The following is a 26,516-nucleotide window of genomic DNA, read 5'->3' as shown; positions in this document are numbered from 1 at the left end:
CACGCTTTTGCATTGCGTTCACCACTGCGGAAAATCTTGGCCTGTAAATGTTTGCCGAGTTGGTCTTTCTGACGGTTTATCAACTACTGTTCGATGTGATCGATAAGACGAACATAAAGGATGTTAGTCCTGCGGATCATTGGACGTTGGAATAGCAGGCAAACAAGGCTCACCAAACGCTGATAGGGGAACCTCAGCTTCCAAAGCTGCTTGTTTAGATATTGCCTCGTCGGCCTCGATGGCTTCTAGTTGAGATAGGATATCCCTCGTGAACGAAAACGCTATCACCCGCGGTGCTGTCATGGACATAGAGCAATCGATCAAAGAACAGATCGTGTAGCGGACAATGCTAGGCGCGATGTAATCTTGCTTGGTGTCAGTTAGTGCCAGAGGGCCTAGCGCTTTCACACATTCCAAAAAATTCAAATAAACCAAAGGGAATTGTGACCCTGCCGGGGTCGCAATACGATGCGGTTCATATGACTAAATGGTCCCATTCGACTCTGGGATAGTCAACTCGATCAAGTTCACCTGCCAACTCTTCTAAAGGGAACCCAGAACCATAGATATCGAAGGCTTCCGTCTTTCCCCGTTGCCATCCACCAAGAGCCTTTCCAATTTCTCGATCAACCCGACCACGTCGAAGTGCATCGCGAAAATTATGGCGGAAAGAATGGAATTTTTGCTTGCGCCCGTGGACACCAACCTCTGCAAGATACCGGTTGGACTTCTTACTGAAAGTGCTCGAATAATAGCCGTCTGATCCACGAGTGATGTCGCCAAACAATTTGGCTTCCTTCGGTCGGCGGGCATGAAACTCCAAGAAACCGAACTCAATCAGCCTGCTGTGAATCGGGATCAATCGGAAAGAGGCCCCAGTTTTAAGCGATTTGTCATCATCGCCGGATGCGCTGATGTACGAGATATCAAAGCCCCAAATGCCTTCAATTTCTAACACATCGGCAACATCAAGCTGACAAATCTCGTTTGACCTCATTCCGTTCCACAGGGCTATCAAAGACACCCAGAATAGGCAGTTGGAACGGTCTTGTTCGGTAAAAACCCTGCTGTGGAAATAGGTTTGTAGCTGTTCATCTTTGAATGGCAAACGTTTGTGTTCTTTTCTCTCAGGGTCAGCTACCCGGATTTCGCTGAATGAAGTCGGTACCCGAGTTAGCTTACCCTTTTTTTGACACCAGTTCAGGAAGGTGGTCAGCCACTTCAAGTATGTGTTGACGCCCGTTGGCGTCAATCTTGCCATTCCTTTAGCTCTAGCGATCCTCACCATCTCATCTATCGACCGATCCTTCAGAGCCGGTAGTTTCCGAAAATTAGGTGGCAACTGCATAATAATGTCCCGGACACGTTCGCAGTCTAATTCGGTGATCTCGTCAGGCGATGTAGCATCTCCCAAGATTTCGATGACAACTTCCAAAGACCCACGGATCGATTTCTGGGTCTTGGGCGTTCTGATCTTGTTCGGGTTTGCAATAAACTCCTCAACCAGTTTGGTCAGGCTAACCGGCTCCTCTGGTGGTCGGGCAAGTAGGCTACGTAGTGGAGTAAAATCTCTTGGTCGGCCACTAGCAGGATCAACTATTTCGGGGTTAGGGCTTGTGTGAACTGCTTTCCCTTTTAGAAGAGCAACCTCATTTCTTTTCGCTTCGATAAAGCTCTCTACGCAAATGCGTCGCAACGTGTCCTCAGCTTTTGAACCGGGTGGTGCGTTGAACCCATTTGCTTCTGCCAACGAGAGCATCATTATCTTGATGCTCGGATTGACACCACGCTCAACTCGAAGACGTGCGATCATCTCGACCACCACTGCCTCTCTGTGGTCTGCAAATTCCTTCAGTGATCTAAATGCGCTGCTTTCATATTCCGAAATCAAATCGGAGCCGCCTTTGACATGGTTTGCATAAGCTTCTCGGAACAAAGCTTGCTCGTGATCTTGGGCAAATTCGGTTATCGTAGTACGAATTCCCTCGGCCTTGCTGAACGTTGCATTCATGATTGCTCTAGCATCAGCAACGACCGACGGCGCAATCCTCAACGCTTCTTGGCGATCAGACGTTCTCAGGGATTTCCAATACTCTTTTTTCCCAAGTCTCTTTTGCATTCCTTTTGGAACCTGGATACGGACGTACCAGCGATTTTTCCTGCGGAACAGTTTCGGGACAGCTACTCGTGGATTCATACGCAAATTGTAGCATGATATTGTAGCAATGTAACTTGTCAGAAACCTTATTTCTCAATAACTTACTATTATGAAAAAGAAAAATTGTTTGATGGCGGAGACGAAGGGATTCGAACCCTCGATACCGTTTCCGGTATACTCCCTTAGCAGGGGAGCGCCTTCGACCACTCGGCCACGTCTCCACTGACCGGAAGTAAAGAAAAGCCCCTGCTTCCACAAGGGCTTTTTATCATTTTTTTGATAGGCTCGTGGTCGTTGATCAAACGTGTCAAACTGCGCTTAATGCGATCACGACAGATCAGAAATTCTCTGCATAAACAGGGACTTCACTACTTCACTTTCCACGCCCATCAAAACGCTTGTTTCACTGCGAGCGTCAGCGGCAGCTCGGGTTTCGCCAATTTCTTCGCCTTGGGTGGCAACCGTGATGCCGACCTCTTCAGATGTGAAGAGGTGCGGGTGCGTGCAGGCAATCACGGCCGCGGGATCGTGCAGGCTGCAACCATCGAATTTGCCGACCGTTTCATAGAATTTCAGATAGAAGTGGCTCATGTCCTGAAGCATGCCGCCCAGCTTTGGTGCGGCCTCGGCCATCGCGGCGAAATCTTCTTTGGTGCAGAGGATCTGATGGGTGACGTCTAACCCCACCATCTCGACCTTGGCGCCAGAGGCAAAGACCACTTCAGCCGCATGTGGATCATGGTAGATATTGGCCTCGGCATAGGGCGTGATATTGCCGCCCTCTTTGTAAGAGCCGCCCATCAGGACGATGCGATCCACATTTGGGGCGAACTCTGGATCCGCTTGGATGGCAAGCGCAATGTTGGTCAATGGCCCGATTGGGCAAAGCACCAACTCGCCTTTGTGCGCGCGCGCCATGCGGACGAGGAACTCGGCCGCGGTTTCGTCGATCGCTTTGCCTTTAGGTGTCGCAGCGGGAATATCGCCAAAGCCCTCGTCGCCGTGAACATGGGCTGAGGGTTTGATATGCGGCATCTCAAGCGGCTTCTCAGCACCCCGAGCCACAGGAATATCGAGACCGGCCGCCTCAACCAGTCGCAACGCGTTGCGTGTGGCGGTGTCGACGGTCACATTGCCAAAGATCGCGGTCAGGCCCAGCAACTCGATATCCTCAGCCGCCGCCGCGTAGAAAATCGCCATTGCATCATCAATGCCGGGATCTGTGTCGATAATGATCTTTGTCATAGGGTCCTCATTTTTTAGCGGCCCATAATGTAGATAGCGCTAACGGAGGCAAGCGCGAATGCGCCCTGCCCGGCCGGAACAGTTTCAAATTTTCCGAAAGCCTAGGGAACGGCTTAGGTATTGAACAAGAAGTGCATGACGTCGCCGTCCTGCACCACATAGGCCTTGCCTTCGGCGCGCATCTTGCCCGCTTCTTTGGCGCCCTGCTCGCCATTGCAGGCGATGTAGTCGTCATAGGCGATGGTCTCGGCGCGGATGAAGCCGCGTTCAAAGTCACCATGAATGACGCCCGCCGCTTGTGGGGCCAGCGTGCCTTTTTTGATGGTCCAAGCGCGGGCTTCTTTGGGGCCGACGGTGAAATAGGTTTCCAACTGCAAAAGGTCATGACCCGCGCGGATCAGGCGATCCAGACCGGCTTCTTCAAGGCCCATTTCACCAAGGAACATTTCGGCTTCTTCGGCTTCAAGCTGGCTGATCTCTTCTTCGATTTGGGCCGAGATGATCACATGGGTATTGCCCTGTTTGGCGGCCATTTCGGCGACGGCGGCGGAGTGCGCGTTGCCTTCGGCCGCCTCAGATTCGCCAACGTTACAGACGTAAAGCACAGGCTTGGTGGACAAGAGCTGCAGGCCTTTCCAGAGTTTCTCGTCCTCTGGCGCGATCTCAACCGTGCGCGCGGGGCGGTCGTTTTCAATCGCCTCTTGCGCCATAGCCAGCAGGCGGTCCTGCTCTTTGGCCTCTTTGTCATTGCCCTTGAGCTTGCGGACCAGACCCTGACGGCGCTTCTCGATGCTTTCCAGATCCGCGAGCATCAGCTCGGTCTCGATGGTTTCAGCATCGGCCACAGGATCCACGCGGTCATCCACATGGGTCACGTCGTCATCGTCAAAACACCGCAAAACATGCGCAATCGCGTCGGTTTCACGGATATTGGCCAGGAATTGGTTGCCAAGGCCTTCACCCTTAGACGCGCCTTTCACCAGACCTGCGATGTCGACAAATGTCATGCGCGTTGGGATGATCTGCTTAGAGCTCGCAATCGCAGCAAGCTTGTCCAGACGATCATCCGGTACGGCAACATCTCCGACGTTGGGCTCAATCGTACAGAACGGAAAATTCGCCGCCTGCGCCGCTGCCGTTTTGGTCAGCGCGTTAAACGTGGTGGATTTGCCCACATTCGGCAGCCCGACGATCCCAACTTTAAAGCCCATATTGGCCTCCTGATATTTTCTCTGCCGCTCTTACTGAGTGTTTGGGAATGGCGCAAGGTGGTGTTAGGGTCGCCATATTCAACCCTAAGGAGTACTTCATGAGCTTTACCCCATTTTTGTTTTTCGACGGCAACTGCGAAGAGGCGATAGATTTCTACGCAGAGGTTTTGGGGGCGGACGAAGTTGTGAAAACATCTTTCGCCGATGCGCCGCCAGAAGCTGGGATGCCGCCGGATGCGCGGGTGATGTATTCTCACATTCGCATTGGGGATCACATGCTCATGGCCTCTGACATTTTGCCGGGGCAGACCTATGCGCCTCAGGCCTCGGTGCATGTGACGCATTACGCCAAGGACGCCAAAGACGGCCGCGCGAAGTTTGCGAGACTGGCTGAAGGTGGCGAAATCCTGATGGACTATCAGGAAACCTTCTTTGCTTATGGATTTGGCACCTGCAAAGACCGGTTCGGGACCCATTGGATGATCATGATCGCCAAAGAGGAAGAGTAAATGCGGCGGCAAAGCTTTGAGAAATTCTATTACACCAAAGTCGGTCTCGGCGAAGGGTGCGGCTGTGCGGAACGTGTGATCGACAATCATGAAATCGAGCGTATTCGCGCAGGCATCAGCCTCGGCAAATCCGCAGGCCCCGGGCCGCTGCGCCGCATGATCTCGCGTCTTTTGGGTCGCAAAGCGCCTGCGCTGTCCGCGAAGGATTGATTTCCCCCAAAACTTTAGGCAAACCGCTGGGCGTAGTATTAAGGATCGCCCAATGACCGACTTCACGACCCGCATCGACGCCAAATTCGCCGAGCTGAAGGCGCAAGGTAAGAAAGCCTTTGTGTCCTATGTGATGGCAGGTGATCCGAACTATGAGACCTCGCTTGAGGTGGTCAAAGGCCTGCCAGCGGCGGGTGTTGATATTATCGAGCTCGGCCTGCCCTTCACCGATCCGATGGCCGATGGCCCAACCATTCAGCTGGCCGGTCAGCGCGCGCTGGATCAGGGCATGACGCTGGAAACCACGCTGCAGATGGCACGCGATTTCCGCAAAGACGACGACACGACCCCGATTGTGCTGATGGGCTACTACAACCCGATCTACAGCCGCGGCGTGGACAAGTTCCTTCAAGACGCTAAAGACGCCGGTATCGACGGGCTGATCGTGGTCGACCTGCCGCCCGAAGAAGACGACGAGCTCTGCATTCCAGCCCAAGCGGCGGGTCTGAACTTTATCCGCCTCGCGACGCCAACCACAGACGAAAAGCGCCTGCCGAAGGTTCTGCAGAACACCTCAGGCTTTGTGTACTATGTCTCGATCACCGGCATCACCGGCGCGGCTGAAGCGCAGGCCACCAATGTCGGCCCAGAAGTCGAAAGGATCAAATCCTCCACCGACCTGCCTGTGATCGTGGGCTTTGGCATCAACACACCCGAGAAATCCGAGGCGATTGCCTCCGTGTCTGATGGCGCGGTCGTGGGTTCTGCGATTGTGAAAATGATTGGCGAGGGCAAGCCAGCAGACGAAGTTCTGGCCTTCGTGAAAACCCTTGCTGATGGAGCGCACCGCGCCTGAGCCCATGCCCCAAGCCCCCACGCTTGAAACCGACCGCCTGATCCTACGCCCGATGGAGCTGGACGATTGGTCGGCCTATAAAAAGCTGATGGGATCAGAGCGCGCCGCCTATATGGGTGGGCCTTTTTCAGAGCGTGACGCATGGGGGATGTTTTGCCAGGACGCAGGCCAATGGGCGCTGTTTGGCCACGGCGCTTTGATGGTGGTCGAGAAGGCCACCGGAGACGTCGTCGGCCAAGTCGGCATCAACCACGGGCCGCTTTTCCCAGAAAAAGAGCTTGGGTGGATGCTCTATGAGGTTGCGGAAGGCAAAGGCTATGCCTTTGAAGCGGCCGAATGCATGCGGCGTTGGGCCTATGAGGTGCTCAGCATCAAAGGGCTGGTCAGCTATATCGACCCAGATAATGTGAAATCACAAAAGCTCGCCGAACGCCTCGGAGCCACGCGCGACGACGATGCGCCGCGCCAAGCTCCCGAGGATCTGGTTTATCGGCATCTGACGCTTTAGCTGAGTAACTCGTCGAGCCTACGCGCACAGATGAAATCATTGGCCGTCAACCCGCCTGCCTCGTGGCTTGTGTAGGTGACCTCGCAATAGCCCCAACCAAAGGCGATATCCGCGTGGTGGCCCATTTTATTGGAATGCCAGGCCGCTAGGTTCGCCATCTCGACCGCTTTGGCAAAGCCTTTGAAGTCAAAACGCTTTTTGATGTGATCCTTGGCCAGCTCCCAGCCGTCCAGCAATGCAAAACGAGCTTGGATCTGCTCTGAGGACAGGAGGCCGTCGCCCAGGGTGCAGGGCTCGCAGGTTTCTTGAGTTTTCATTACGATGCCTTTGGGATTGGAGGGTAAAGCGGCTCAAACAGGCCTTTGGATTGCGCCTCTACGATATCCTTCGTCAGGTCGCGGTCGGCGGCAGCGAACAGGTCGTCGAGGGTCTCGATCACGAAATAGACCGGCTGATGAATGTCGATACGGTAAGGCGTGCGCAGGATGTCCTGAATGTCAAAAGGACGGATCAACGGGTCGCCGCTAATGACCGCATGAGGCAGCTCGGTTTTTGAGGAAGCCAGCCCAGAGCCAAGCGCTTTAAGTGCGCCGTTCTCGTAGGTCAGACCGAACTCAATCGTGAACCAGTAAAGGCGGATCAGCCAGGAATACTGCGATTTGTCGACTGTTTGCCCTGCCCGTCCAATGGCTTCGGAGAACGCCGCGAAACGGGGATCGGTCAGCAGCGGCGTATGGCCAAAGATCTCGTGAAAGATGTCGGGTTCTTCGATGTAGTCGAAGTCTTCGCGAGACCGGATGAAGGACGCCGCAGGGAAGGTGCGATCGGCGAGCATGCCAAAAAACGTCTTGAATCCGATCAGCGCTGGCACGGGCGCGACTTTCCAACCCGTCTCGCGCTGCAAGACAGCAGAAATATCCGCGCATTGAGGCACTTTGCTGCGTGGCATATCGAGTTTCTTAAGCCCATCCAGATACGGGCGCGCCATATGGGCCTGAACCGCGTCCCATTGGGCGTCTACCAGATCCGCCCAGACGGCGTCTTCTTCGCTGGTGTAGGGAATCAACCCGTTTTCATCGGGCGTTTTGGCGGTATAGGCGGTCGATTTCGGCATGATTTTCCTCTCTTTGGGAAAGTTTCGCGCGAAACAGGGGCAAAAAATCACCTAAAATCTAGCATTGCAGCAATTTTTAGAGCAAAATATGCCTCACACGAACGCCAAAGCCAAAATTCATGCCCAACTTAGACGAAATCGACCGCACAATCCTGCGCACCCTCCAGACAGACGGCAAAATCAGCCTGCAAGCCCTCGCCGGGCTGGTGAACATGTCCACATCCCCCTGTTTTCGCCGCGTGAAACGCCTGCAAGACATCGGGATCATCACAGGTTATGTGGCGCTTTTGGATCAAAAGGCTCTGGGTCTGAACGCGCAGGCCTATCTGCAACTCTCGTTGATTGACCACAAAGAAGAGACCATCCAAACCTTTGATCGCTTTGTACAAAACGAAGCGCAGGTGATCGAATGCGCCTCGATTACTGGGTCCAACGACTACCTCCTAAAGGTCGTGGCCGAAGACGCCGAGGCGCTGGAACAGTTCATTATGAAGCGCGTGTTAAGGCTGGGCATCATCAGTTCGTCCTATACGAATTTCGTCCTGCGCCGCACGAAATCCTCGACGGTTTTGCCAGTCTGATTGCCCTACCCAAAATTGGGGATTGCAAGTTTTCACCCAAATTGGCAAACATCCCTTACCAATTTAGAGAGTTACGCTATGCCAGTGATCACCTGCATCGAGGATCTGAAACGCATCTATGAGCGCCGCGTGCCGCGCATGTTCTATGATTACGCGGAAAGCGGCAGCTATACCGAACAGACTTTCCGCGAGAACACCTCGGACTTTGCGGACATCTATCTTAAGCAGCGCGTGGCTATCGACATGACGGGCCGCAGCACGGCGACGCAGATGATCGGACAGGATGTGGCGATGCCGGTGGCCTTGGCCCCGGTCGGTCTGACGGGCATGCAATCGGCGGATGGAGAAATCAAGGCCGCAAGGGCGGCGGGCAATTTTGGCGTGCCCTTCACGCTCTCGACCATGTCGATTTGCTCGATCGAGGACGTGGCCGAGAACACGGACAAGCCTTTCTGGATGCAGGTCTATACGCTGACCGATGACGACTTCATGCGTCGCCTGTTTGACCGAGCGAAAGATGCGAAATGTTCGGCCGCCGTGATTACAGTCGACCTTCAGATGCTCGGCCAGCGCCATAAGGATCTGAAAAACGGCCTCTCTGCCCCGCCCAAGCCGACGCTCAAGAATATTGTCAACCTCTCGACCAAATGGCGCTGGGGGCTGGAGATGCTCGGCACCAAACGGCGCGGGTTTGGCAATATCATTGGGCACGCAAAGGGCGTGAACGACCCAAGTTCGCTGTTTGAATGGACCGCCAAGAGCTTTGATCAGGCGCTCGATTGGGACCGCATCAAAGAGTTCCGTAAGATGTGGGACGGCCCTCTGATCATCAAAGGCATCATCGACCCGCGCGACGCGGTCAAAGCCTTGGACGTCGGTGCTGACGCGATCATCGTGTCAAACCACGGCGGGCGTCAACTTGACGGAGCCCTCTCGGCTATCCGCGCCCTGCCCCCGATTATGGACGCGGTGGGCGACAAGATCGAAGTGCATCTGGACAGTGGAATCCGGTCTGGACAGGACGTGCTGAAGGCCATCGCGCTTGGGGCCAAAGGGACCTATATCGGGCGGGCCTTCATCTATGGGCTCGGCGCTATGGGGGAACCCGGCGTGACCAAAGCGCTGGAGGTCATTCACAAAGAGCTGGATATCTCGATGGGGTTAGCCGGACGGCGCACGATCGATGAGATTGATCGCGATGTCCTAATGGTGCCGAAAGGGTTTTCGGGGGAGTGGGAGTAGGCGCCAAATCTTGGAAACCACAGAGGTATTGTTGGTTTACGCTGAACGCGCTTTAATAGTGTTCCTCGTATCTTAGAGAAGTTTCCTTGTTACGAAAATTTTCAACTTCGCGTTTCACTGAGACAGGAGTCAAGCTCCTAACCGCTGTCCTATTTTGTGTACCTGTGATGACCGGGACAGCATTTGGGAACAACGGCGCTACGCGGTCTCTATTTGATGAAGCAAAAATCGCCAACGCGCGGTTCGACAACGCGCGCTTACTAAACATCGTCACGACATCGCCCGACGTGTTACTTGTGACGGACCAATTTGACCGCAGTTTAATTGAATTCGCCTTCAGCCACCTAAACGATGACGAAGTGAGCCAAACAAACTTCGAATTCATTCAGTTTCTTTTAAACAAAAATTTCTTTGCGCAAAGCGTGGAAAAAGATCGGTTATTTTTCTTGGCACTTGAAGCTCTTAGAAGGGCTGACAAGCAAATAGGCCGCATCGATCTTTCAGAAGACATGAGGGTTCACACGTCTCGTGAACCCTTCTTGGCGCTACTCTCACAAACTATTTCACTACGCGATCAGAACAGCCCCTTGAGCAGTGAGGACAGCCTGAAAACGGTTCTAGAAATTTGCGACAAAAGCACTTTTGCAGGTGGTCAACAGTCATTCTTTAGCAAAGATCTGGTTGCCGCAATCTCAGCAGCGATATCGCCTCTCCACTTTGAGTTTGTTCAAGTTTACACGCGCACCGGAATTTTAGAGGGCAGCTGCGCAAAAGCGCTTTTGAACACAGAACAATAGAATTCTCTGGCAGTCGCACCGGGCAGCGAAAGTCTGGGGGACTTTTCTGTTTAGACTTCGCGCTCTCCGAACGCTACGGTATCCAAAATTAGCTAGGCCACCCCGTGCAAATCTACTTCGAGCAAAACCTCGCCTTTCTTGCGGTCCCCAAGACCGGCAGCACGGCCTATGAAATGGCGCTACGCCCGCATGCCGATATCGTCTTTGCAAAGCGCCGCAAGCATATGACCGCAGGCCAGTTCAAACGCCGCATGGTGCCGTTTCTGGACGACTTCTACGGCCTCAAACCCGAAGTCATGGCGATCATCCGCGATCCCATTGAACAGATCCGCAGCTGGTACAGATACCGCGCACGGCCCGTTGGCAAAGGCGGACGCGCGGATTGTCAGGATCTGAGCTTTGACGACTTCGTCCGCCTCGTGATGCAAGAGCCGCAGCCGCCAGCCGCAGCCATTGGCACACAGCTTGGGTTCCTGTCGATGTTTGACGGCGTGATCCCTGTTCACCACATCTTTGCTTATGAAAAACAGCAGGTCGTGCGGGGCTTTTTGAATGACCGTTTTGGCAAGACATTCGAGTTCCAGCAAAAGAACGTCTCACCTGACAAACCCACGCCTCTGTCGCCTGACGTCGAAGCCGAGCTGCGCGCCTTCCGCGCCGATGAATTTGCCCTTTATCAAAGGGTTTTGGACGCGGGCGGTCATTTGCAGCAATACAACGGGTAAATCGCGGCCGAATTCACGCGAATACCCCTTTGCAATCTGATGATTCTGCGCTAAGGGCAGCGCTTCACGCGGGGTTACAGCCTTGGAGGAACCCTGCCCTAATCTATTGGAGAATTCAAATGGCTGGACAGATCCCTGATCTTCACGCCGAAGTCCGGACGGGGACAGGCAAGGGCGCCGCTCGTCAAGCTCGTCGCGACGGCTTCGTACCTGGTGTTGTTTATGGTGGTGACGCTGATCCTATCGCGATCAACATCCCATTCAACGTGCTTTTCAAAAAGCTGAAAGACGGCCGCTTCCTGTCGACCCTTTTCAACCTGAAAGTTGAAGGTCAGGAAGACGTGCGCGTGATCTGCCGTAACGTGCAGCGCCACACCGTCAAAGACCTGCCGACCCACCTGGACCTGCTGCGTCTGCGTCGGACTTCCAAAATCAACCTGTTTATCCCGGTTGAGTTTGTGAACGAAGAAGCCGCACCTGGCATCAAAAAAGGCGGCGTTCTGACTGTTGTGCGTTCCGAAGTTGAGCTGAACGTGACCGCGGGCGACATTCCTGAAAAGATCGTTGTTGATCTGGCAGGCAAAGAAGTCGGCGACGTTCTGACCATCTCTGCGGTTGAGCTGCCAGCAGGCGCGAAGCCAACGATCGATCGTGACTTCGTGATCGCGAACATCTCTGCACCATCTTCCCTGCGGTCTTCTGACAACGACGAAGACGGCGAAGGCGAAGCAGCAGAGGGCGAAGAGGCGGCAGCAGAGGAATAATCCTCGCGCGGCTTTTGCCAAGACGTTGAAACGCGGCACCTTCGGGCGCCGCGTTTTTCTTTGGGGGTCTCTCGCTTTGGGGAACAAAGGCGCGTATGAAGGCACAAGAAAGACACCGCAGAGATCACGCCATGAGACTTTTCGTAGGACTAGGCAACCCGGGCGATAAATACGCTGGGAACCGTCACAATATCGGCTTTATGGCGTTGGACCGGATCGCCGAGGACCACGGGTTTACGCCCTGGCGCAGCAAATTTCAGGGCGAGGTCAGCGAAGGCAAGTTTGGCAGCGACAAGGTCATCTTGCTGAAGCCCATGACCTTCATGAACAAGTCCGGCCAATCGGTTGGAGAGGCGATGCGGTTTTACAAACTCGACAGCACCGACATCACGGTTTTGCATGACGAGTTGGATCTGGCCCCGGGCAAGTGTCGCGTCAAGGCGGGCGGAGGCCATGCGGGCCACAACGGCCTGCGCTCCATTCACCAGCATATCGGGCCACACTATGATCGTGTGCGTCTGGGAATTGGGCACCCCGGTCACAAAGACGCCGTGGCAGGCTATGTCTTGCGGGATTTTGCCAAGGCGGATCAGGAGTGGCTGGATGACCTCATGCGCGGGATCAGCGATGGGGCGGAACATCTGGCACGCGATGATGGCGGCAAATTTATGAATGCGGTGGCATTGCGCGTGGCCCCGCCGCGGTCTTCGAACAGCAAGCCGAAACCAAAACCCGCGCCAGCCCCGAAGGCCGCAGAGCCTGAGCCGGTCGAGGACAAGTCCCCCCTTCAAAAACTGATGGACAAGTTCCGCTAGACCTAAGGTTCCGTAGCGTCCTCGTTGCACGCTAGCGCCTCTACTCTCATGCTGAACATGGGTTGAGGGAGAGGTCACATGCGCCGTTTGGGTCGAATTGTATTCCGCATCATTTTGGTTCTGGTGATTGTTGTCGCCGTGCTTGCCATTTGGAAACGCGAGGAGATCCAACGGCTCTTGGTCGTGAACTCTCTGTTTGATGCTGACAAGATCGTTGGCAATTTCTCGTCCATGGAGGCGGCCTTTCTGAAAACCGACCTGCCCAAAGGCGATGGGCCGACCTATGTTTTCCCAAAGGGCGAGGCGATCACGCTGCCCGTTGGTGCGGATCAATGGATCAAAGACCGAAGCGTCACCTCTCTGATCGTTCTGAAAGACGGAGAGATGCGGTTTGAGGAGTACTACCTTGGGACCAGCGCAGAGGATCGCCGGATCTCTTGGTCCGTTGCCAAGAGCTATCTGTCCGCGCTCTTTGGGGTGGTGATGGCCGAAGGGGCCATCGACTCGCTTGATGATCCGGTGATCAAATATGCGCCTGAGCTTGCGGAAAGCGCCTACAAAGACGCCACCGTGCGCAATGTGTTGAACATGGCCAGCGGGGTCGAGTTCGACGAGGACTATCTGGATTTCAATTCCGATATCAACCGTATGGGCCGTGTCCTTGCACTGGGGCAAAAGATGGACGACTTCACGGCCTCTATCGACAGTTCCTTCGCAGAACCGGGCGCCGCGTGGCAGTATGTGTCAATCGACACGCACGTCATCGGCATGGTGATCCGAGGCGCGACAGGGCGACCAATCGCCGACCTTCTGACCGAAAAGATCCTGACGCCCTTGGGCATGGAACAGGATGGCTATTACGTCACTGACGGTGTCGGTGTTGCCTTTGTGCTGGGCGGTTTGAATTTCACCACCCGCGACTACGCGCGCTTTGGGCAGATGATTGCGAATGACGGGGCATTCAATGGCGCACAGATTGTGCCTGCCGATTGGATCACCGCCTCGACCGCCCCGTCGGCGCCAACCAAAGCGGGACGGCAGCAATACGGGTTCCAATGGTGGATGCCCTCAGACGCCCGCCCCGGAGAGTATTTTGCGCGCGGTATCTATGGCCAATACATCTATATCGATCACCCTCGGAACATCGTTATCGTAACCAACGGCGCAGATCGCGGCTTTCGCAACCAAGGTGTGAACAGCTCTAACATAGAAATGTTTCGCGCCATCGCTGAAAACCTGTAATCTGGTGATATGAAAGCAGATCCTAGCGTCAATATTTACGGCGAGACACTGATCCCCTGCAGCACAGAGCCTCTCACAGGGTTCTTCCGCGACGGGGCCTGTAACACCTGTGCCTCCGATCAAGGCAGCCATACCGTCTGTGCGGTCATGACTGACGAATTCCTCGCCTATTCGAAATATGTCGGGAATGACTTGTCTACCCCACGCCCCGAATATGGGTTTGCGGGGCTGAAGGCTGGGGACAGTTGGTGCCTATGCGCGGCGCGGTTTCTGCAGGCCCATGACGAAGGTTGCGCGCCGAAGGTCAATCTGGCTGCGACACATCTGAGGGCCACCGACATCGTGCCCCTGCGTGTTCTGGAGCAATACGCCCTGCCTTAATCGGTGCGTTAGCCGTCTTGCTCTAGCAAGTCATCGATGAACAGGCTGACAAGCTGCGTACGGTTATTCACGCCCGCCTTGCGGTAGATCCCCGCGCTTTGCGCTTTGACAGTGCCCTCAGATGTCGCGCGTAGCTCAGCGATGTCTGACACGCTAAGCCCTTTTATCGTAAAGAGCGCTACGTCCCGCTCGGCGGCCGTTAATTCCCAAGCATTGAAGCGGTCTTGGATGTGCTCCTGAAACGTCATCTGTACAGAACGCAAACTGGCCTCGGCGGCCGCTGTTCTTTTCAGAGAACGTCTGAGGGTCAGATAGCCGAAGACCACCCCAAGGGTCAGGCCAATCGCGGCGCCTATTTCAAGCAATTCGCGGGTTTGCCATCGGATCGGATTCGTTCTGACGCCTATGATCGTCAACAAAATGTCAGACACAAAAAACACCGCGCAAGCGCCCTGCACGGCTGTAACTGCAATCAGAAACGCGCGGTTTTTATCCATGCGGGGACGTCAACTCCTGTGCGATGGTAACCGGGTCAATCATCATCGCCCTCGTCTTCATCCTCCGAGTCATCGCCATCGTCAGATCCTTCTTCGCCAGCTTCCTCTGACTCTTCGACCTCATCGTCGTCCTCGAGCTCTTCCCAGAAATCACGCAGGATCTCTCCAGTACGTTGGTTGAACACGATCTCGCGCTCATGGGTGCCGCTTTCGGCTTCGATCCGAATGCGACCCAGCCAAGTGCGCGACACGGACACATCGGTATAGCCTTGTGCTTCAAGCTGAGCGATAATTTCTTCGACTGTTGGAGCAGCTGACGCTGGCATTGCGAAGGCACATCCTATGCAAAACGCTAGTACAAATTTTCTCTTCATCGTCTTCTCCGAACAGGCTGCTGACCAATGCTTCTACGGGACGTTTTGCATTGGCCAGCATGACGATCATTCAAGTGATTTCAAGCGAAAGCCGTGAGTGTGGGGAAGTTTGTGGGGTCTTTCGCTGAACTCGATCCGCTCGGGACCTATGTTTCATCGTCACTTGCGGTATCGTCGTCTTCATCTTCGTCTTTTTCATCCCTGCCATCTGCGCCAAAGGCGCAAGGTGGCAGCAGACAAATCGCGGGCCATCATCAGTTGACCCAAGTGCAACGAAAAAAGCTGGCTGATGCGACTTCGGGGATGCGGCATCAGCCAGCAGGTAACTATTCAAGCGTTAGGCTTTAAAGTCACCTAAAGACGGTCCTCAGAGCGACTTAGTCGTCGTCTTCGTCCTCGTCTTCATCTTCGTCGTCTTCGTCTTCATCTTCGTCGTCGTCTTCGTCCTCATCTTCGTCGTCGTCCATGTCGTCGTCTTCGTCGTCCATGTCGTCAGCTTCATCTGCGTCGTCTTCATCTTCATCGGCGTCGACTGGCTCTTCTTCGGTGCCCAGCAGGGCCTCGGTGGCTGCGTCATATGTGAATTCGAACTCAGTGCCGTCGCGGGTTGCTTCGACGATCACTTCGCCGCCTTCGGTTTCAACATCGACAACGGTGTAGCCCTGACCTTCCAGATCAGCTGTGATCCGCGCTTCAAAGTCGGTGCTTTGTGCGAAGGCAGCTGTGCCAAGAAAAACGATCGCGGTGGTGGAGAGAATTTTTTTCATGTGTGTGTCCTGTGGTTACGAGGTTAGTCTTACGAGGGTTGTTCGACAGCGTTGGCTGCCTTGGACACAACTTGGTTCGAGAACACGGCCAGAGATATTGGGCTGGGGTTTAGATCGCGGCTTTCAGTACCAAGGGTTAGAAATTGGAACGAAAGTTTAGCAGAGTGGCGTTCTCTATTTTCTAAATTTCCCATTAAAATCAAATTCTTAATTGAGACATCACCAAACCCCAAACGGCAATCGTGTTTTCAGCAATGCAGAGCGGCAAAGTAGAGCGCATAAGCCTTGGTTGAGATGCCTAATCCATCGGTTTATGCGCAATCCAGACGATGACGTCTGGAATTTGGCGACCTACCAAACAAAAAGGCGCCCCAAATAGGGCGCCTTTTAAGTGTCTAACGTTTTGATGTTTTACTCAGCGTCTTTCATGTCGAACCCAAGATGGCGTGCGACGGTAAAGATGTCCTTGTCGCCACGCCCACACATGTTCATCACGATGATATGGTCCTTAGGCAGGGTCGGTGCGAGCTTCATCACATGGGCCAGCGCATGGCTGGGTTCGAGCGCCGGAATGATACCCTCGGTGCGGCAGCTAAACTGAAACGCCTCCAGCGCTTCTTTGTCGGTGATCGACACATATTGCGCGCGGCCAATTTCGTGCAGCCAAGCATGTTCCGGGCCAATACCCGGATAATCGAGGCCTGCCGAGATCGAGAAGCCTTCGAGGATCTGACCATCGTCATCCTGCAACAGATAAGTGCGGTTGCCATGCAGAACGCCCGGACGGCCTCCGGTGAGGGACGCGCAGTGCTCCATCTTTTGATTCACGCCTTTGCCGCCCGCTTCGACGCCGACGATATTGACTGATTGATCATCCAGGAACGGGAAGAACAGGCCCATTGCATTCGAGCCACCACCAATCGCCGCAATCACGGTGTCAGGCAGGCGGCCTTCGCCCTCTTGCGCGGCGAGCTGTTCGCGAACCTCTTTGCCGATGATCGCTTGGAAGTCACGCACCATCGCAGGGTAAGGATGCGGGCCAGCCACGGTACCGATGCAATAGAAAGTGTCCGCGACATTGGTCACCCAGTCGCGCAGGGCGTCGTTCATGGCGTCTTTCAGCGTACCACGACCAGAGGTTACAGGAACAACCTCAGCCCCCAACAGGCGCATACGGAACACGTTCGGCGCCTGACGCTCCACGTCATGTGCGCCCATATAGACCACGCATTTCAGGCCGAACTTGGCGCAGACCGTTGCTGTCGCAACGCCGTGCTGGCCCGCTCCGGTTTCTGCGATGATGCGGGTCTTACCCATGCGACGCGCCAGAATGATCTGACCCAGCACGTTGTTGATCTTGTGCGCGCCGGTGTGGTTCAACTCGTCGCGCTTGAGATAGATCTTGGCCCCGCCAAGTTCCGCGGTCATGCGCGGCGCGAAATAGAGCGGGCTTGGGCGGCCCACGTAGTGCGCCCAGAGGTCATCCATCTCGGCCCAGAAGCTTGGGTCGGTCTTGGCTTTCTCATATTCCGCTTCCAGATCCAGGATCAGCGGCATCAGCGTTTCAGACACAAAACGCCCACCGAAATCACCAAAGCGGCCCTTGTCGTCAGGGCCGTTCATGAAGCTGTTGAAAAGATCGTTGGCCATAGCTGCCTCATTTCTCAGAAGTTGCCGAAAGTCTTAGGACGGAACGCGCCCGGACACCATCGGAAAGTGACGTCAAAGTTTCGGTGCGGTCTTCTCCCGCGCCGCCGTGATGAAAGCGCGCATCAAGTCTGGGTCTTTCACGCCCGGCGCGCACTCGACACCCGAGGCCGTGTCCACCTGACGTGCCCCCGTCATCTGCACCGCAAGGCCCACGTTTTCAGGTGTCAGGCCTCCGGCCAGCATCCAAGGTTTGGGCCAGAACTTGCGATTGATGAGCTGCCAGTCAAAGGCCAGTCCATTGCCGCCGGGTAGGACCGAGTCCTTCGGCGCTTTGGCATCGACCAAAAGTTGGTCTGCGACCTGGCCATAGACATCGATCTGTTTGGCATCCTCTGCCGTCGCAATGCCGATGGCCTTGATCACAGGCAGACCATAGCGCGCGCGCACCTCTGCCACGCGCTCGGGTGTTTCTTTTCCATGCAGTTGGATCATATCCAAAGGCACGGTGTCAGCCAGATGATCCAGAAAGGCGTCATCCGCATTCACCACAAGCCCCACTTTTGCCACGCCGACCGGCGTGTCCAACGCAAGCGCGCGTGCCAGTTCGGGCGCGGCATAGCGTGGCGATTTGGCAAAGAAATTGAAGCCGACATAGGTTACGCCCGCCTCGGCCGCGGCCTTGATGGTCTCGGGCGTGGTCAGCCCACAGATTTTGACTTTGGTGTCCATAAGGCCCTCAAAATGAAAAGCCCCAGAGGATCTCTGGGGCCATCAGGTGATCTCTTGTGACAGGATCTAGCTCGCTTCATCCAAAAGGGCCAGTACCTCGTCCTTACCTTCGTTCGCTTTGCCTTTCAGACGGCGCACTTCGCGTTGGCTGTTTTTCAGATCGCGCTGTGCGGCCCCGGCTGCCGCGCGATGCTTGTGCTCGCGCAGGTATTCCCAGAAGAACCCAATCAACAGCCCCGCGCCGATCCCCATGAAAATCACGATGAACAGCGGCAATGACACCGAGAAGTTAAAGTTCAGCAACTCTCCCATCGGAGCGGGCAGCAGGTTCAAGGTGACCATACCCCGGTTGGCCAGAGCCACCGATATCAGGACCACCCCAAGGCTTGCCAAAAAGGCATAGCGAATGTAGCGCATTAGGCTTTTCCGTTTAGACGATCTCTTAAGAGCTTCCCTGTCTTAAAGAACGGAACGTGCTTTTCTTCAACTGCGACAGACTCGCCGGTGCGCGGATTACGGCCGACGCGCGCATCGCGCTGTTTCACCGAAAACGCACCAAAGCCGCGCAGCTCGACCCGATCGCCACGCGCCATGGCTTCGGTGATCTCTTCGAAAATGGAATTCACAATGCGCTCTACGTCGCGTTGATAAAGATGCGGATTCTCGTCCGCGAGTTTCTGAATCAATTCAGACCGGATCATCTATAGCCACTCCCCAGTGTTCTGTTTTGTTTTTTTGAACAACAGTTCAGACTATAGAAACAATATTGGCCAAACGGAAACCTTAAGATCCGCCAAACCCCTGATTTTGGTGCGAAAAAGGGGAGGATTAGGGGAAATTAACGCAACACACAGAATTTAAGCCAGGTTAAAGCGCAGCAATTTCAATGCTGCACTGCAGAACTCATATCGCGATTCGGGCATTTGAATACGGCATTTGATCGGCCAAAGACGCCTTAACCCGAAGAAGAAATCAGGTTGAACTTTTGCCGCACGCTCTTCACTACTCCGCGGTACGGAGGGACTTCATTTGGCACAGATCAAAACCATACTGGACCGTATCTCCAAACACGCTGATGCTCAGACCGAGCGGGGCGCGGTTGCGAGCTATATCCCCGAGCTGGCCTCCGTTGATCCCAAACAGTTTGGTATGTCCGTTGTGATGGCCGATGGTCAGAGCTTTTCCGTCGGCGATGCGGCGACACGTTTTTCGATCCAGTCGGTCTCTAAGGTCTTTACGCTGGCCCTGGCACTGGGACGTCTTGGCGATCAGCTCTGGAGCCGCGTGGGGCGCGAGCCCTCTGGCCTGCCTTTCAATTCGATCCTGCAGTTGGAACATGAACGCGGCATCCCCCGCAATCCTTTCATCAACGCAGGCGCTTTGGTTGTGACCGACGCGATCTTGGCGGGCCATCAGCCGCGCGAAGTGCTTGGCGAACTTTTGCGATTTGTGCGCGCGGCGGCCGGTGACGACGACATCCATATCAACAAGGCGGTAGCGAAATCCGAAACAGAGCATGGCGCGCGCAATCTGTCCTTGGCGCATTTCATGCAGGCACAGGGCAATTTCCAGAACCCGCCCGAGATGACCTGCGGGACATATTTTCATCAATGCGCCATCGAGATGACTTGCGAACAACTGGCCCGCGCGGGGCGATTTCTGATTGGCGCAACTGGACCGAGTTTGATTTCCCAAAGCAATGTGCGGCGCATCAATGCACTGATGCTGACCTGTGGGCACTACGACGGGTCCGGAGAATTCGCCTATCGCGTCGGCCTGCCCGGCAAAAGCGGTGTGGGTGGCGGCATCCTGATGATCGTGCCCAACAAAGCCTCGGTCGCGATTTGGTCGCCGGGGTTAAACGCGCAAGGCAACTCTCAGCTGGGCACAGAGGCCGCTGAGAAATTTGCTGAGATGACCGGTTGGTCCGTCTTTGGCTAAAGGGGCGCTGAGGCCTTAGCCCCGACGCTTCGGACGTGCCTCGCCCCCTTTGGACGCAGGCGTCCCCTTGCCCTTGGCCGCCAGCTTGGCTGCCGCAGCGCGGGCCTTGTTCTTTTTGCTGTTCGGCTTGCCTTTGGGTGGAGGTGGGCCTTTAGGTTTGTCACTTAGCCCGTTGTCGCGTTTCTTGTGGCTCTTGGGCTTATCAGAGGCGGCTTTGTCGGCCTTTGGACCAAGGTCCTTCCACACCGTTTCGTCGCGCGACTTGTTGCTGTCGCCTTTGCGGTGCGGCTTGGCTGGACGGTCCTCATCCCGGCGTGGTTTTTTGAAGGGCTTGCCGCCGTCGCGCTTTGGTCCGCGCGATTTGAAAGGCCGGTCGGACTGCTCAGGCCGCTCCAGTTTTGGCGCGCCTTCGATCTGAGTGATTTTGGAACCCTCGATGGTTAGGTCCGGACCAATGGAAGCAAGGAATCCGTCCACGCTGGAATTCAGAACCTGCACGAAGGTTTCAGTCTGCTGGATACGGATCGCGCCGATATCGTCTTTGGTCAGGTCTCCGGCTTTGCAGATCATCGGTAAAAGACGCCGTACTTCGGCATCTGCCTTGCGGCCACCTGCAACCGAGAACCAGGTGCTTGGGCCGAAGTCTTCTTTGCGGCGGGGTTTGGTGTCGGCAAACACATTCAGCTCTTCGGGGGCCGAGCGTGCAGTTCGCCGCAGGCGCAGATAAGCCGCGGCGAGTTGCTCTGCGGTAAAAGCCTCGGTCAGGGCCGCGACGGTGTCCTGTTCGCTTTCATTAACCGGAGTCGCCCAGCCCTCATCGGCCATCATACGCGCGTCTTCGCGCTCTGAGACCTCTTCGGATGTGGGCGCACCACCCCAGTCTGCGTCCAGTTTCGCCATCTTCAGAATGCGCTGCGCTTTCTTGGCGCTGCGTTTGGTCACAATCAAAGCTGAGGTGCCCTTGCGCCCTGCCCGCCCCGTGCGACCCGAGCGGTGAAGGAGCGTTTCATGGCTGCTCGGCAGTTCTGCATGCACCACCAGATCAAGGTTCGGCAGGTCAATCCCACGCGCGGCCACATCGGTCGCAACACAGACATTCGCGCGCCCATCACGCATCGCTTGCAGCGCGTTGGTACGTTCGGCTTGGGTCAATTCACCCGACAGGCAGACAACGCGGAAGCCGCGGTTTGAAAGCCGCGTGGTCAGACGGTTCACGGTCGCCCGGGTGTTTCCGAAGACGATGGCATTGGGCGCATCATAGTAAAGCAGGCTATTGATGACCGCATTTTCCACATCGCGATCAATGACTTGCATCGCACGGTATTCGATATCGGCGTGTTGGCGGGTCTCAGATTTTACGACCACGCGCACAGCGTCATTCTGATAATTCTGCGCCAAGGCCGTGATCATCTTGGGCACGGTGGCCGAGAACAAGAGCGTCTGACGATCCTCGGGGCATTCGCCCAGAATGAACTCCAGATCCTCACGAAAGCCCAGATCAAGCATCTCGTCGGCTTCGTCCAGCACCACGGCGCGGACGTCCGACAGATCAATCGCTCCTTTTTCGATATGGTCGCGCAACCGCCCCGGCGTAGCGACGACAATATGCACCCCACGATCCAGCGCACGGCGCTCACTGCGGATATCCATGCCACCCACACAAGACGCCATCACGGCCCCCGCCTGCGCATAAAGCCAGCCCAACTCGCGTTTCACCTGCATCGCCAACTCACGGGTCGGCGCGATCACCAGCGCCATGGGCGTCTCAGCGCGCGCGAACCGCTCACCTTCGCCCAGAACCGTCGGCGCAATCGCCAGACCAAAGCCCAGCGTCTTCCCTGACCCAGTCTGTGCCGAGACCAACAGATCCCGCCCCAAATGCTCGTCGCTGATCACAGCCTGCTGAACCGGAGTCAGAGTGGAATAGCCGCGCTCATCCAGCGCGTCTTGTAGGGCTTGTTTCACGGTCGGGGTCTTTCGAAACGGAAGGCCTGAGGCCTCAGAAAAGGAAAGGCCCCGCCCGATTGGGCGAGGCCAAAAGGTTGTTAGATCAGAGATCTAAGCGATTACTCGTCGCCCTTCAGAGCTGCGCCGAGGATATCGCCCAGGGACGCGCCGGAGTCAGAGGAACCATACTGTTCAACTGCTTCCTTCTCTTCTGCGATCTCGCGTGCCTTGATGGACAGACCCAGACGGCGTGTCTTGTTGTCGACGTTGGTGACGCGAACGTCGACCTTGTCACCAACATTGAAACGCTCTGGACGCTGGTCAGCACGGTCACGTGCCAGATCGGAGCGGCGGATGAAGGACTTCATGCCTTCGTATTCCACTTCAATGCCACCGTCTTCGATCGCGGTCACTTCGACAGTCACGATAGAGCCGCGCTTCACGCCGCCAGTCGCATCTGCGAACTTGTCGCCGCCAACCGCTTTGATGGACAGAGAGATACGCTCTTTCTCGACGTCAACCTCGGAAACAACCGCTTTGACGAGATCGCCCTTGCGGTAGTTCTGGATCGCATCTTCGCCACGCTCTTCCCAGGAAATGTCGGAGAGGTGAACCATACCGTCGATGTCGCCTGGCAGGCCGATGAACAGACCGAATTCGGTGATGTTCTTGACTTCGCCTTCGACTTCCGCGCCCTCTGGGTGGGTTTCCGCGAAGACTTCCCATGGGTTGCGCATGGTCTGCTTGAGACCAAGGGAAACGCGACGCTTGGCGCCGTCGATTTCCAGAACCATGACTTCGACTTCTTGGGACGTGGAAACGATCTTGCCTGGGTGTACGTTTTTCTTGGTCCAGGACATCTCAGAGACGTGAACCAGACCTTCGACACCTGGCTCCAGCTCAACAAATGCACCGTAGTCGGTGATGTTGGTGACGCGACCAGTGTGGGTGGATTCCAGCGGGTATTTCGCTGCAACGATATCCCATGGATCTTCCATCAGCTGCTTCATGCCGAGAGAGATACGGTGGGTCTCTTTGTTGATCTTGATGACCTGAACTTTGACGGTTTCGCCGATGGTCAGGATCTCGTTCGGGTGGTTCACACGGCGCCATGCCATGTCGGTGACGTGAAGCAGGCCGTCAACGCCGCCCAGATCAACGAAGGCACCGTATTCGGTGATGTTTTTAACAACACCGTCAACCGCGTCGCCTTCTGCCAGCTTGCCGATAACCTCAGCACGCTGTTCTGCGCGGGACTCTTCGAGGATCGCACGACGGGACACAACGATGTTGCCACGGCGACGGTCCATTTTCAGGATTTGGAACGGTTGCTTCATGCCCATCAGAGGGCCCGCGTCGCGTACTGGACGTACGTCGACCTGGGAGCCTGGAAGGAACGCAACTGCGCCGCCCAGATCCACGGTGAAACCACCTTTGACGCGGCCAAAGATCGCGCCTTCGACGCGTGCATCGTCCGCATATGCTTTTTCCAGACGGTCCCAAGCTTCTTCGCGGCGTGCCATCTCACGAGAGATAACGGCTTCGCCACGGGCGTTTTCAGCGGCACGCAGATAGACTTCTACCTCGTCGCCAACGGAAACTTCAGGAGCTTCGCCAGGGTTTGCGAATTCTTTCAGATCAACGCGGCCTTCCATTTTGTAGCCTACGTCGATGATGGCCTGACCCGCTTCAATTGCGATGATCTTGCCTTTAACAACGGTCCCCTCATCAGGGGTGTCCATTTCGAAGCTTTCGTTCAAGAGGGCTTCGAATTCCTCCATAGATGTCATTGCCATGTGGCGTGTATATCCTTTGATCGGTTTTACTGGCCGCGCGGTTGGCTCCGCCGGTCTTGGTTTCGTTGCATCTGATACCGCGCGCTAAAGCGTTGCAATCCATGGTAAAAAACACAAACAACAAGGGCCAAAGGTTTCCCTTAGGCCCTGCTCACCATGGCTGCGACTCTTGTCGGTCGTCAGATAGCGCGCTGTTTATGGGGGAATCGCCTGTTTTGCAAGGCTTAAGCCTAGATTTTCAGTGACTTGCCGATCCCGTGACTTTCTGCAAACAACTCCATATGTCGATTGTGATCAAAGCCATCTCCGCCGGAGACACCCTGCCCTTGCGTCACAAAATACTTTGGCCGGGCTATCCCGTCGAACACTCGCTACTCGACGGGGACGAAACTGCGCTGCATTTTGGCGGCTTTCTAGAAGAGAAATTGATCTGCGTCGCCTCCCTCTTTCGCGACGGCCAAACGGTCAGACTGCGCAAGTTCGCTACTGATGCGAATTTTCAAGGCTTAGGATTTGGATCTTTGATGCTCCAACACCTTTTGAAAGTGGCCCATGACTTGGATGCGGAAGTCTTTTGGTTCGACGCCCGAGAAACTGCCGTACCCTTTTACAAAAGACTCGGGTTTTCCATTGATGGCAACCGATTTTTCAAAGGTGACATCCCCTACTTTCGGATGTCTAAAAGCCTGACCCAAGAGCCCTAACAATACCGTTCCGGCCCAACCCATTGATCCTCGCTATAGCGATCCCCATGGGCCCACCCCAGTGGCAAGGCCTCTTCCACGGCCTTCACCTCATCGGGCGTCAACACGCGTTGCCACCCCGCCACCAGCTCCATGAAATGCGCCACCGACCGCGTGCCCGGGATCGTCGTCACATGATCGCCCTGCGCCAAGACCCAAGCGATGGCGAGGCCAGCGGCGGGAAGGCCCATGTCTGTGGCCAACGCCCGGAAGGGTTTCACGGCCTCAAGATTGGCGCTGTAGTTCGGCTCTTGGAACCGAGGGTTCGTGCCAAGCCACGGCAAGCTCGACGCGCGCTCCAGAGGGATCGGGTCATCCGTCAACAAAGACCGCCCGACGGGTGAGAAGGCCACCAAAGCCGCGCCGAGTTCGGCGCAGGCCTGAACCAGCCCCAGTTCCGGCGCACGGGTGGACAGGGAATACTCTGACTGCACGGCATCCACTCGGTGCTCAGTGACCGCGCGGCGCAGGGACGTGGGCGCGATTTCGGAAAAACCGATGCCGAGGGTTTTGCCTTTGGCTTTCAGTTGCCCCAGAAACCCCGCGACCTCTTCAATCGGGATGTCAGGATTGCGCCGATGCACATAGAAGAGATCCACGTGATCGGTGCCCAGACGCGCGAGGCTCTGGTCGAGCTCGGTTTCGAGGTGCTCCAGCGTGTTGTCGTAAAACCGTTTGCCATCGCGTCGGGTGATGGCGGCTTTGGTGGCGATGTGGAACCCGTCCCGCAGCCCAGCGCCATGTTTGGCGAAGTATGTCCCGATTGCCGCCTCGGACGCGCCCATCCCATAGACATTGGCCGTGTCGATATGGGTCACACCAGCCTCGCGCGCCACATCCAGGATCGCATGCGAGCGCGCCTCATCGGTCTCGCCATAGAAGTTGGAAAACGACATAGCGCCGATACCAAGGGCCGAGACTTCGGGACCGTTGCGACCAATTTTGCGCGTCTTCATTGGGTAAACTCCTGAGGGGAAATCAACTCTGCTGCGACAAGCGTAAAGCCCACATGAGGGCTTGCCAAGAAAAGAGCCCCAAACCTTATGGCCGGGGCTCTTATTCTAATGTTGATGGCGGTTTAGGCGATCTCGGAAACCATCTCGGATCTGGACTTCCGCACTTTTGGCATGTCCTTGAGCCAATCGCCCGCCTCGGCCCGAACGCCCAAGGGCAAGAGCGTCACCGAGCGCAGCCCCTTTGCCGAAAGGCCAAGGATTTCATCTACCTTAACGGGGTCAAACCCTTCCATCGGCGTGCAATCCACACCCAGTTCCGCCGCGGCTGCCATGGCAAAGCCAAGCGCGATATAGGACTGACGCGCTGCGTGTTCAAAGTTCACCTCAGCCTCGCGCGGCAAGTACATTTTCTTAAGGTTGGTATAGTAGCCCTCAAGCGTCTCAGTCAGCCCGCCGCGTTCCTCGGCCATATGCTGCATGACCGCATCGATACGTGCTTCGGTGTAGGTGTCCCAGGCGGCGAACACCAATAGGTGACTGCCTTCGGTGATCTGCGCCTGGTTCCACGCAACTTTCTGGATCTTGGCGCGGATCTCGTCATTGGTGATCACCAAGAGCTCAAACGGCTGCAGCCCGCTCGAGGTCGGTGCCATCCGGATCGCCTCGATGATCTGGTCGACATCGGCCTGGGCGACAGTTTTGGTGGGATCCATCTTCTTGACGACATAACGCCAGTCCAGTTTTTCAAGAAACATCTC

The 26,516-nt window shown here is 55.7% G+C and carries 30 protein-coding genes and 1 tRNA gene; 14 read left to right on the top strand and 17 right to left on the bottom strand.

The features are described from left to right. Nucleotides 1-475: 475 nt before the first annotated feature. The 4 genes from HZ995_RS11130 to ychF all read right to left on the bottom strand — a co-directional run bounded on the left by HZ995_RS11130 (nt 476) and on the right by ychF (nt 4,614). A complete protein-coding gene (locus HZ995_RS11130; RefSeq protein ID WP_209355722.1) occupies nt 476-2,119 on the bottom strand; it encodes a site-specific integrase in 1,644 nt (547 codons plus the stop codon). A gap of 170 nt (nt 2,120-2,289) precedes the next feature. After that, nucleotides 2,290-2,379: transfer RNA gene (locus HZ995_RS11125), tRNA-Ser, on the bottom strand. A gap of 106 nt (nt 2,380-2,485) precedes the next feature. Next, nucleotides 2,486-3,403 (bottom strand): nucleoside hydrolase, encoded by a 918-nt coding sequence (locus HZ995_RS11120; protein ID WP_209355721.1) that lies wholly within the window; start codon nt 3,401-3,403, stop codon nt 2,486-2,488. A 113-nt stretch (nt 3,404-3,516) separates the two neighbouring features. After that, nucleotides 3,517-4,614, bottom strand: a complete 1,098-nt coding sequence (ychF, locus tag HZ995_RS11115; protein ID WP_209355720.1) for a redox-regulated ATPase YchF — start codon at nt 4,612-4,614, stop codon at nt 3,517-3,519. A 98-nt stretch (nt 4,615-4,712) separates the two neighbouring features. Between ychF and HZ995_RS11110 the strand changes: the two genes are divergently transcribed. The 4 genes from HZ995_RS11110 to HZ995_RS11095 are packed head-to-tail and all read left to right on the top strand — an operon-like array spanning nt 4,713 to nt 6,697. After that, entirely contained in the window at nt 4,713-5,123 is a 411-nt protein-coding gene (locus HZ995_RS11110; protein WP_209355719.1) for a VOC family protein, read from the top strand. Continuing rightward, a complete protein-coding gene (locus HZ995_RS11105; RefSeq protein ID WP_209355718.1) occupies nt 5,124-5,333 on the top strand; it encodes a hypothetical protein in 210 nt (69 codons plus the stop codon). A gap of 52 nt (nt 5,334-5,385) precedes the next feature. Beyond that, a complete protein-coding gene (trpA, locus tag HZ995_RS11100; RefSeq protein WP_209355717.1) occupies nt 5,386-6,189 on the top strand; it encodes a tryptophan synthase subunit alpha in 804 nt (267 codons plus the stop codon). Beyond that, nucleotides 6,170-6,697 (top strand): GNAT family N-acetyltransferase, encoded by a 528-nt coding sequence (locus HZ995_RS11095; RefSeq protein ID WP_245168651.1) that lies wholly within the window; start codon nt 6,170-6,172, stop codon nt 6,695-6,697. The genes trpA and HZ995_RS11095 overlap by 20 nt, the downstream gene beginning before the upstream one ends. Here the strand turns inward: HZ995_RS11095 and HZ995_RS11090 are convergent. Further along, nucleotides 6,694-7,014 carry a 4a-hydroxytetrahydrobiopterin dehydratase gene (locus HZ995_RS11090; RefSeq protein ID WP_209355716.1) on the bottom strand — a complete coding sequence of 107 codons (321 nt, stop codon included), beginning with the start codon at nt 7,012-7,014 and terminating at the stop codon, nt 6,694-6,696. The genes HZ995_RS11095 and HZ995_RS11090 overlap by 4 nt on opposite strands. Continuing rightward, entirely contained in the window at nt 7,014-7,811 is a 798-nt protein-coding gene (gene phhA, locus HZ995_RS11085; RefSeq protein ID WP_209355715.1) for a phenylalanine 4-monooxygenase, read from the bottom strand. Before phhA ends, HZ995_RS11090 begins: the two co-directional genes overlap by 1 nt. A 119-nt stretch (nt 7,812-7,930) precedes the next feature. Between phhA and HZ995_RS11080 the strand changes: the two genes are divergently transcribed. The 8 genes from HZ995_RS11080 (at nt 7,931) to HZ995_RS11045 (ending at nt 14,358) form a co-directional block, all read left to right on the top strand. Beyond that, complete coding sequence (locus tag HZ995_RS11080; protein ID WP_209355714.1) at nt 7,931-8,392, top strand: Lrp/AsnC family transcriptional regulator; 462 nt, start codon at nt 7,931-7,933, stop codon at nt 8,390-8,392. 78 nt (nt 8,393-8,470) lie between these two features. Beyond that, complete coding sequence (locus HZ995_RS11075) at nt 8,471-9,634, top strand: alpha-hydroxy acid oxidase (protein ID WP_209355713.1); 1,164 nt, start codon at nt 8,471-8,473, stop codon at nt 9,632-9,634. Nucleotides 9,635-9,801: 167 nt separating this feature from the next. Beyond that, a complete protein-coding gene (locus HZ995_RS11070) occupies nt 9,802-10,431 on the top strand; it encodes a hypothetical protein (protein WP_209355712.1) in 630 nt (209 codons plus the stop codon). A gap of 104 nt (nt 10,432-10,535) precedes the next feature. Continuing rightward, the gene (locus HZ995_RS11065) at nt 10,536-11,156 is read left to right on the top strand and encodes a hypothetical protein (RefSeq protein ID WP_209355711.1); all 621 of its coding nucleotides are present in this window, start codon (nt 10,536-10,538) and stop codon (nt 11,154-11,156) included. 119 nt (nt 11,157-11,275) lie between these two features. Beyond that, nucleotides 11,276-11,920 carry a 50S ribosomal protein L25/general stress protein Ctc gene (locus tag HZ995_RS11060; RefSeq protein ID WP_209355710.1) on the top strand — a complete coding sequence of 215 codons (645 nt, stop codon included), beginning with the start codon at nt 11,276-11,278 and terminating at the stop codon, nt 11,918-11,920. 131 nt (nt 11,921-12,051) lie between these two features. Next, nucleotides 12,052-12,735: an aminoacyl-tRNA hydrolase gene (pth, locus tag HZ995_RS11055; protein ID WP_209355709.1), complete on the top strand. Its 684-nt coding sequence runs from the start codon at nt 12,052-12,054 to the stop codon at nt 12,733-12,735. Between the two features lie 78 nt (nt 12,736-12,813). Beyond that, nucleotides 12,814-13,977, top strand: a complete 1,164-nt coding sequence (locus tag HZ995_RS11050) for a serine hydrolase domain-containing protein (protein WP_209355708.1) — start codon at nt 12,814-12,816, stop codon at nt 13,975-13,977. Nucleotides 13,978-13,986: 9 nt separating this feature from the next. Further along, nucleotides 13,987-14,358 (top strand): DUF2237 family protein, encoded by a 372-nt coding sequence (locus HZ995_RS11045; protein ID WP_209355707.1) that lies wholly within the window; start codon nt 13,987-13,989, stop codon nt 14,356-14,358. Between the two features lie 8 nt (nt 14,359-14,366). On the opposite strand, the gene HZ995_RS11040 is transcribed toward HZ995_RS11045, so the two are convergent. The 7 genes from HZ995_RS11040 to ihfB form a co-directional block, all read right to left on the bottom strand. Beyond that, complete coding sequence (locus tag HZ995_RS11040; protein ID WP_209355706.1) at nt 14,367-14,855, bottom strand: helix-turn-helix transcriptional regulator; 489 nt, start codon at nt 14,853-14,855, stop codon at nt 14,367-14,369. Between the two features lie 35 nt (nt 14,856-14,890). Further along, nucleotides 14,891-15,181: a hypothetical protein gene (locus HZ995_RS11035; protein WP_209355705.1), complete on the bottom strand. Its 291-nt coding sequence runs from the start codon at nt 15,179-15,181 to the stop codon at nt 14,891-14,893. Nucleotides 15,182-15,606: 425 nt separating this feature from the next. Continuing rightward, nucleotides 15,607-15,996, bottom strand: coding sequence for a PepSY domain-containing protein (locus tag HZ995_RS11030; RefSeq protein WP_209355704.1), 390 nt, complete (start codon nt 15,994-15,996; stop codon nt 15,607-15,609). A 411-nt stretch (nt 15,997-16,407) separates the two neighbouring features. Next, on the bottom strand, nt 16,408-17,646 hold the full coding sequence (gene trpB, locus HZ995_RS11025) for a tryptophan synthase subunit beta (protein ID WP_209355703.1): 1,239 nt from the start codon (nt 17,644-17,646) through the stop codon (nt 16,408-16,410). A gap of 72 nt (nt 17,647-17,718) precedes the next feature. Continuing rightward, nucleotides 17,719-18,375, bottom strand: coding sequence for a phosphoribosylanthranilate isomerase (locus HZ995_RS11020; protein ID WP_209355702.1), 657 nt, complete (start codon nt 18,373-18,375; stop codon nt 17,719-17,721). A 66-nt stretch (nt 18,376-18,441) separates the two neighbouring features. After that, nucleotides 18,442-18,792: a lipopolysaccharide assembly protein LapA domain-containing protein gene (locus HZ995_RS11015; protein WP_209355701.1), complete on the bottom strand. Its 351-nt coding sequence runs from the start codon at nt 18,790-18,792 to the stop codon at nt 18,442-18,444. Next, entirely contained in the window at nt 18,792-19,076 is a 285-nt protein-coding gene (ihfB, locus tag HZ995_RS11010; RefSeq protein ID WP_209355700.1) for an integration host factor subunit beta, read from the bottom strand. The genes HZ995_RS11015 and ihfB overlap by 1 nt, the downstream gene beginning before the upstream one ends. Before the next feature lie 337 nt (nt 19,077-19,413). On the opposite strand from ihfB, the gene HZ995_RS11005 reads away from it, so the two are divergent. Next, nucleotides 19,414-20,316, top strand: a complete 903-nt coding sequence (locus HZ995_RS11005) for a glutaminase (RefSeq protein WP_209358249.1) — start codon at nt 19,414-19,416, stop codon at nt 20,314-20,316. A 15-nt stretch (nt 20,317-20,331) separates the two neighbouring features. Here HZ995_RS11005 and HZ995_RS11000 read toward each other — a convergent pair whose 3' ends face one another. Together HZ995_RS11000 and rpsA are read right to left on the bottom strand one after the other, a co-directional pair. Beyond that, nucleotides 20,332-22,281: a DEAD/DEAH box helicase gene (locus tag HZ995_RS11000; protein WP_209355699.1), complete on the bottom strand. Its 1,950-nt coding sequence runs from the start codon at nt 22,279-22,281 to the stop codon at nt 20,332-20,334. Between the two features lie 101 nt (nt 22,282-22,382). Continuing rightward, nucleotides 22,383-24,059, bottom strand: a complete 1,677-nt coding sequence (gene rpsA, locus HZ995_RS10995; RefSeq protein WP_209355698.1) for a 30S ribosomal protein S1 — start codon at nt 24,057-24,059, stop codon at nt 22,383-22,385. A 281-nt stretch (nt 24,060-24,340) separates the two neighbouring features. Between rpsA and HZ995_RS10990 the strand changes: the two genes are divergently transcribed. Beyond that, a complete protein-coding gene (locus HZ995_RS10990; RefSeq protein WP_209355697.1) occupies nt 24,341-24,763 on the top strand; it encodes a GNAT family N-acetyltransferase in 423 nt (140 codons plus the stop codon). Here the strand turns inward: HZ995_RS10990 and HZ995_RS10985 are convergent. Beyond that, entirely contained in the window at nt 24,760-25,758 is a 999-nt protein-coding gene (locus tag HZ995_RS10985) for an aldo/keto reductase (RefSeq protein ID WP_209355696.1), read from the bottom strand. The genes HZ995_RS10990 and HZ995_RS10985 overlap by 4 nt on opposite strands. Before the next feature lie 122 nt (nt 25,759-25,880). Next, on the bottom strand, nt 25,881-26,513 hold the full coding sequence (locus HZ995_RS10980) for an NAD(P)H-dependent oxidoreductase (protein WP_209355695.1): 633 nt from the start codon (nt 26,511-26,513) through the stop codon (nt 25,881-25,883). Between the last annotated feature and the right edge of the window lie 3 nt (nt 26,514-26,516).

Origin of the sequence: Cognatishimia activa (assembly GCF_017798205.1) — a bacterium.
In the GTDB taxonomy this organism is placed as follows: domain Bacteria; phylum Pseudomonadota; class Alphaproteobacteria; order Rhodobacterales; family Rhodobacteraceae; genus Cognatishimia; species Cognatishimia activa_A.
The sequence above is the reverse complement of the archived record's forward strand: the minus strand, read 5'-3'. Positions and strand labels throughout refer to the sequence as shown.

Excerpts from the sequence above, each read along its gene's own strand:
- HZ995_RS11045 (WP_209355707.1), top strand. The coding sequence starts at position 13,987 with ATGAAAGCAGATCCTAGCGTCAATATTTACGGCGAGACACTGATCCCC.
- HZ995_RS11050 (WP_209355708.1), top strand. The coding sequence starts at position 12,814 with ATGCGCCGTTTGGGTCGAATTGTATTCCGCATCATTTTGGTTCTGGTG.
- pth (WP_209355709.1), top strand. The coding sequence starts at position 12,052 with ATGAGACTTTTCGTAGGACTAGGCAACCCGGGCGATAAATACGCTGGG.
- HZ995_RS11020 (WP_209355702.1), bottom strand. The coding sequence starts at position 18,375 with ATGGACACCAAAGTCAAAATCTGTGGGCTGACCACGCCCGAGACCATC.
- phhA (WP_209355715.1), bottom strand. The coding sequence starts at position 7,811 with ATGCCGAAATCGACCGCCTATACCGCCAAAACGCCCGATGAAAACGGG.
- HZ995_RS11090 (WP_209355716.1), bottom strand. The coding sequence starts at position 7,014 with ATGAAAACTCAAGAAACCTGCGAGCCCTGCACCCTGGGCGACGGCCTC.
- HZ995_RS11070 (WP_209355712.1), top strand. The coding sequence starts at position 9,802 with ATGACCGGGACAGCATTTGGGAACAACGGCGCTACGCGGTCTCTATTT.
- HZ995_RS11075 (WP_209355713.1), top strand. The coding sequence starts at position 8,471 with ATGCCAGTGATCACCTGCATCGAGGATCTGAAACGCATCTATGAGCGC.
- trpA (WP_209355717.1), top strand. The coding sequence starts at position 5,386 with ATGACCGACTTCACGACCCGCATCGACGCCAAATTCGCCGAGCTGAAG.
- HZ995_RS11015 (WP_209355701.1), bottom strand. The coding sequence starts at position 18,792 with ATGCGCTACATTCGCTATGCCTTTTTGGCAAGCCTTGGGGTGGTCCTG.
- HZ995_RS11040 (WP_209355706.1), bottom strand. The coding sequence starts at position 14,855 with ATGGATAAAAACCGCGCGTTTCTGATTGCAGTTACAGCCGTGCAGGGC.
- HZ995_RS10990 (WP_209355697.1), top strand. The coding sequence starts at position 24,341 with ATGTCGATTGTGATCAAAGCCATCTCCGCCGGAGACACCCTGCCCTTG.
- HZ995_RS11060 (WP_209355710.1), top strand. The coding sequence starts at position 11,276 with ATGGCTGGACAGATCCCTGATCTTCACGCCGAAGTCCGGACGGGGACA.
- ychF (WP_209355720.1), bottom strand. The coding sequence starts at position 4,614 with ATGGGCTTTAAAGTTGGGATCGTCGGGCTGCCGAATGTGGGCAAATCC.
- HZ995_RS11035 (WP_209355705.1), bottom strand. The coding sequence starts at position 15,181 with ATGCCAGCGTCAGCTGCTCCAACAGTCGAAGAAATTATCGCTCAGCTT.
- HZ995_RS11030 (WP_209355704.1), bottom strand. The coding sequence starts at position 15,996 with ATGAAAAAAATTCTCTCCACCACCGCGATCGTTTTTCTTGGCACAGCT.
- trpB (WP_209355703.1), bottom strand. The coding sequence starts at position 17,646 with ATGGCCAACGATCTTTTCAACAGCTTCATGAACGGCCCTGACGACAAG.
- HZ995_RS11130 (WP_209355722.1), bottom strand. The coding sequence starts at position 2,119 with ATGCAAAAGAGACTTGGGAAAAAAGAGTATTGGAAATCCCTGAGAACG.
- HZ995_RS10980 (WP_209355695.1), bottom strand. The coding sequence starts at position 26,513 with ATGTTTCTTGAAAAACTGGACTGGCGTTATGTCGTCAAGAAGATGGAT.
- HZ995_RS11110 (WP_209355719.1), top strand. The coding sequence starts at position 4,713 with ATGAGCTTTACCCCATTTTTGTTTTTCGACGGCAACTGCGAAGAGGCG.
- HZ995_RS11105 (WP_209355718.1), top strand. The coding sequence starts at position 5,124 with ATGCGGCGGCAAAGCTTTGAGAAATTCTATTACACCAAAGTCGGTCTC.
- ihfB (WP_209355700.1), bottom strand. The coding sequence starts at position 19,076 with ATGATCCGGTCTGAATTGATTCAGAAACTCGCGGACGAGAATCCGCAT.
- rpsA (WP_209355698.1), bottom strand. The coding sequence starts at position 24,059 with ATGGCAATGACATCTATGGAGGAATTCGAAGCCCTCTTGAACGAAAGC.
- HZ995_RS11080 (WP_209355714.1), top strand. The coding sequence starts at position 7,931 with ATGCCCAACTTAGACGAAATCGACCGCACAATCCTGCGCACCCTCCAG.
- HZ995_RS10985 (WP_209355696.1), bottom strand. The coding sequence starts at position 25,758 with ATGAAGACGCGCAAAATTGGTCGCAACGGTCCCGAAGTCTCGGCCCTT.
- HZ995_RS11095 (WP_245168651.1), top strand. The coding sequence starts at position 6,170 with ATGGAGCGCACCGCGCCTGAGCCCATGCCCCAAGCCCCCACGCTTGAA.
- HZ995_RS11120 (WP_209355721.1), bottom strand. The coding sequence starts at position 3,403 with ATGACAAAGATCATTATCGACACAGATCCCGGCATTGATGATGCAATG.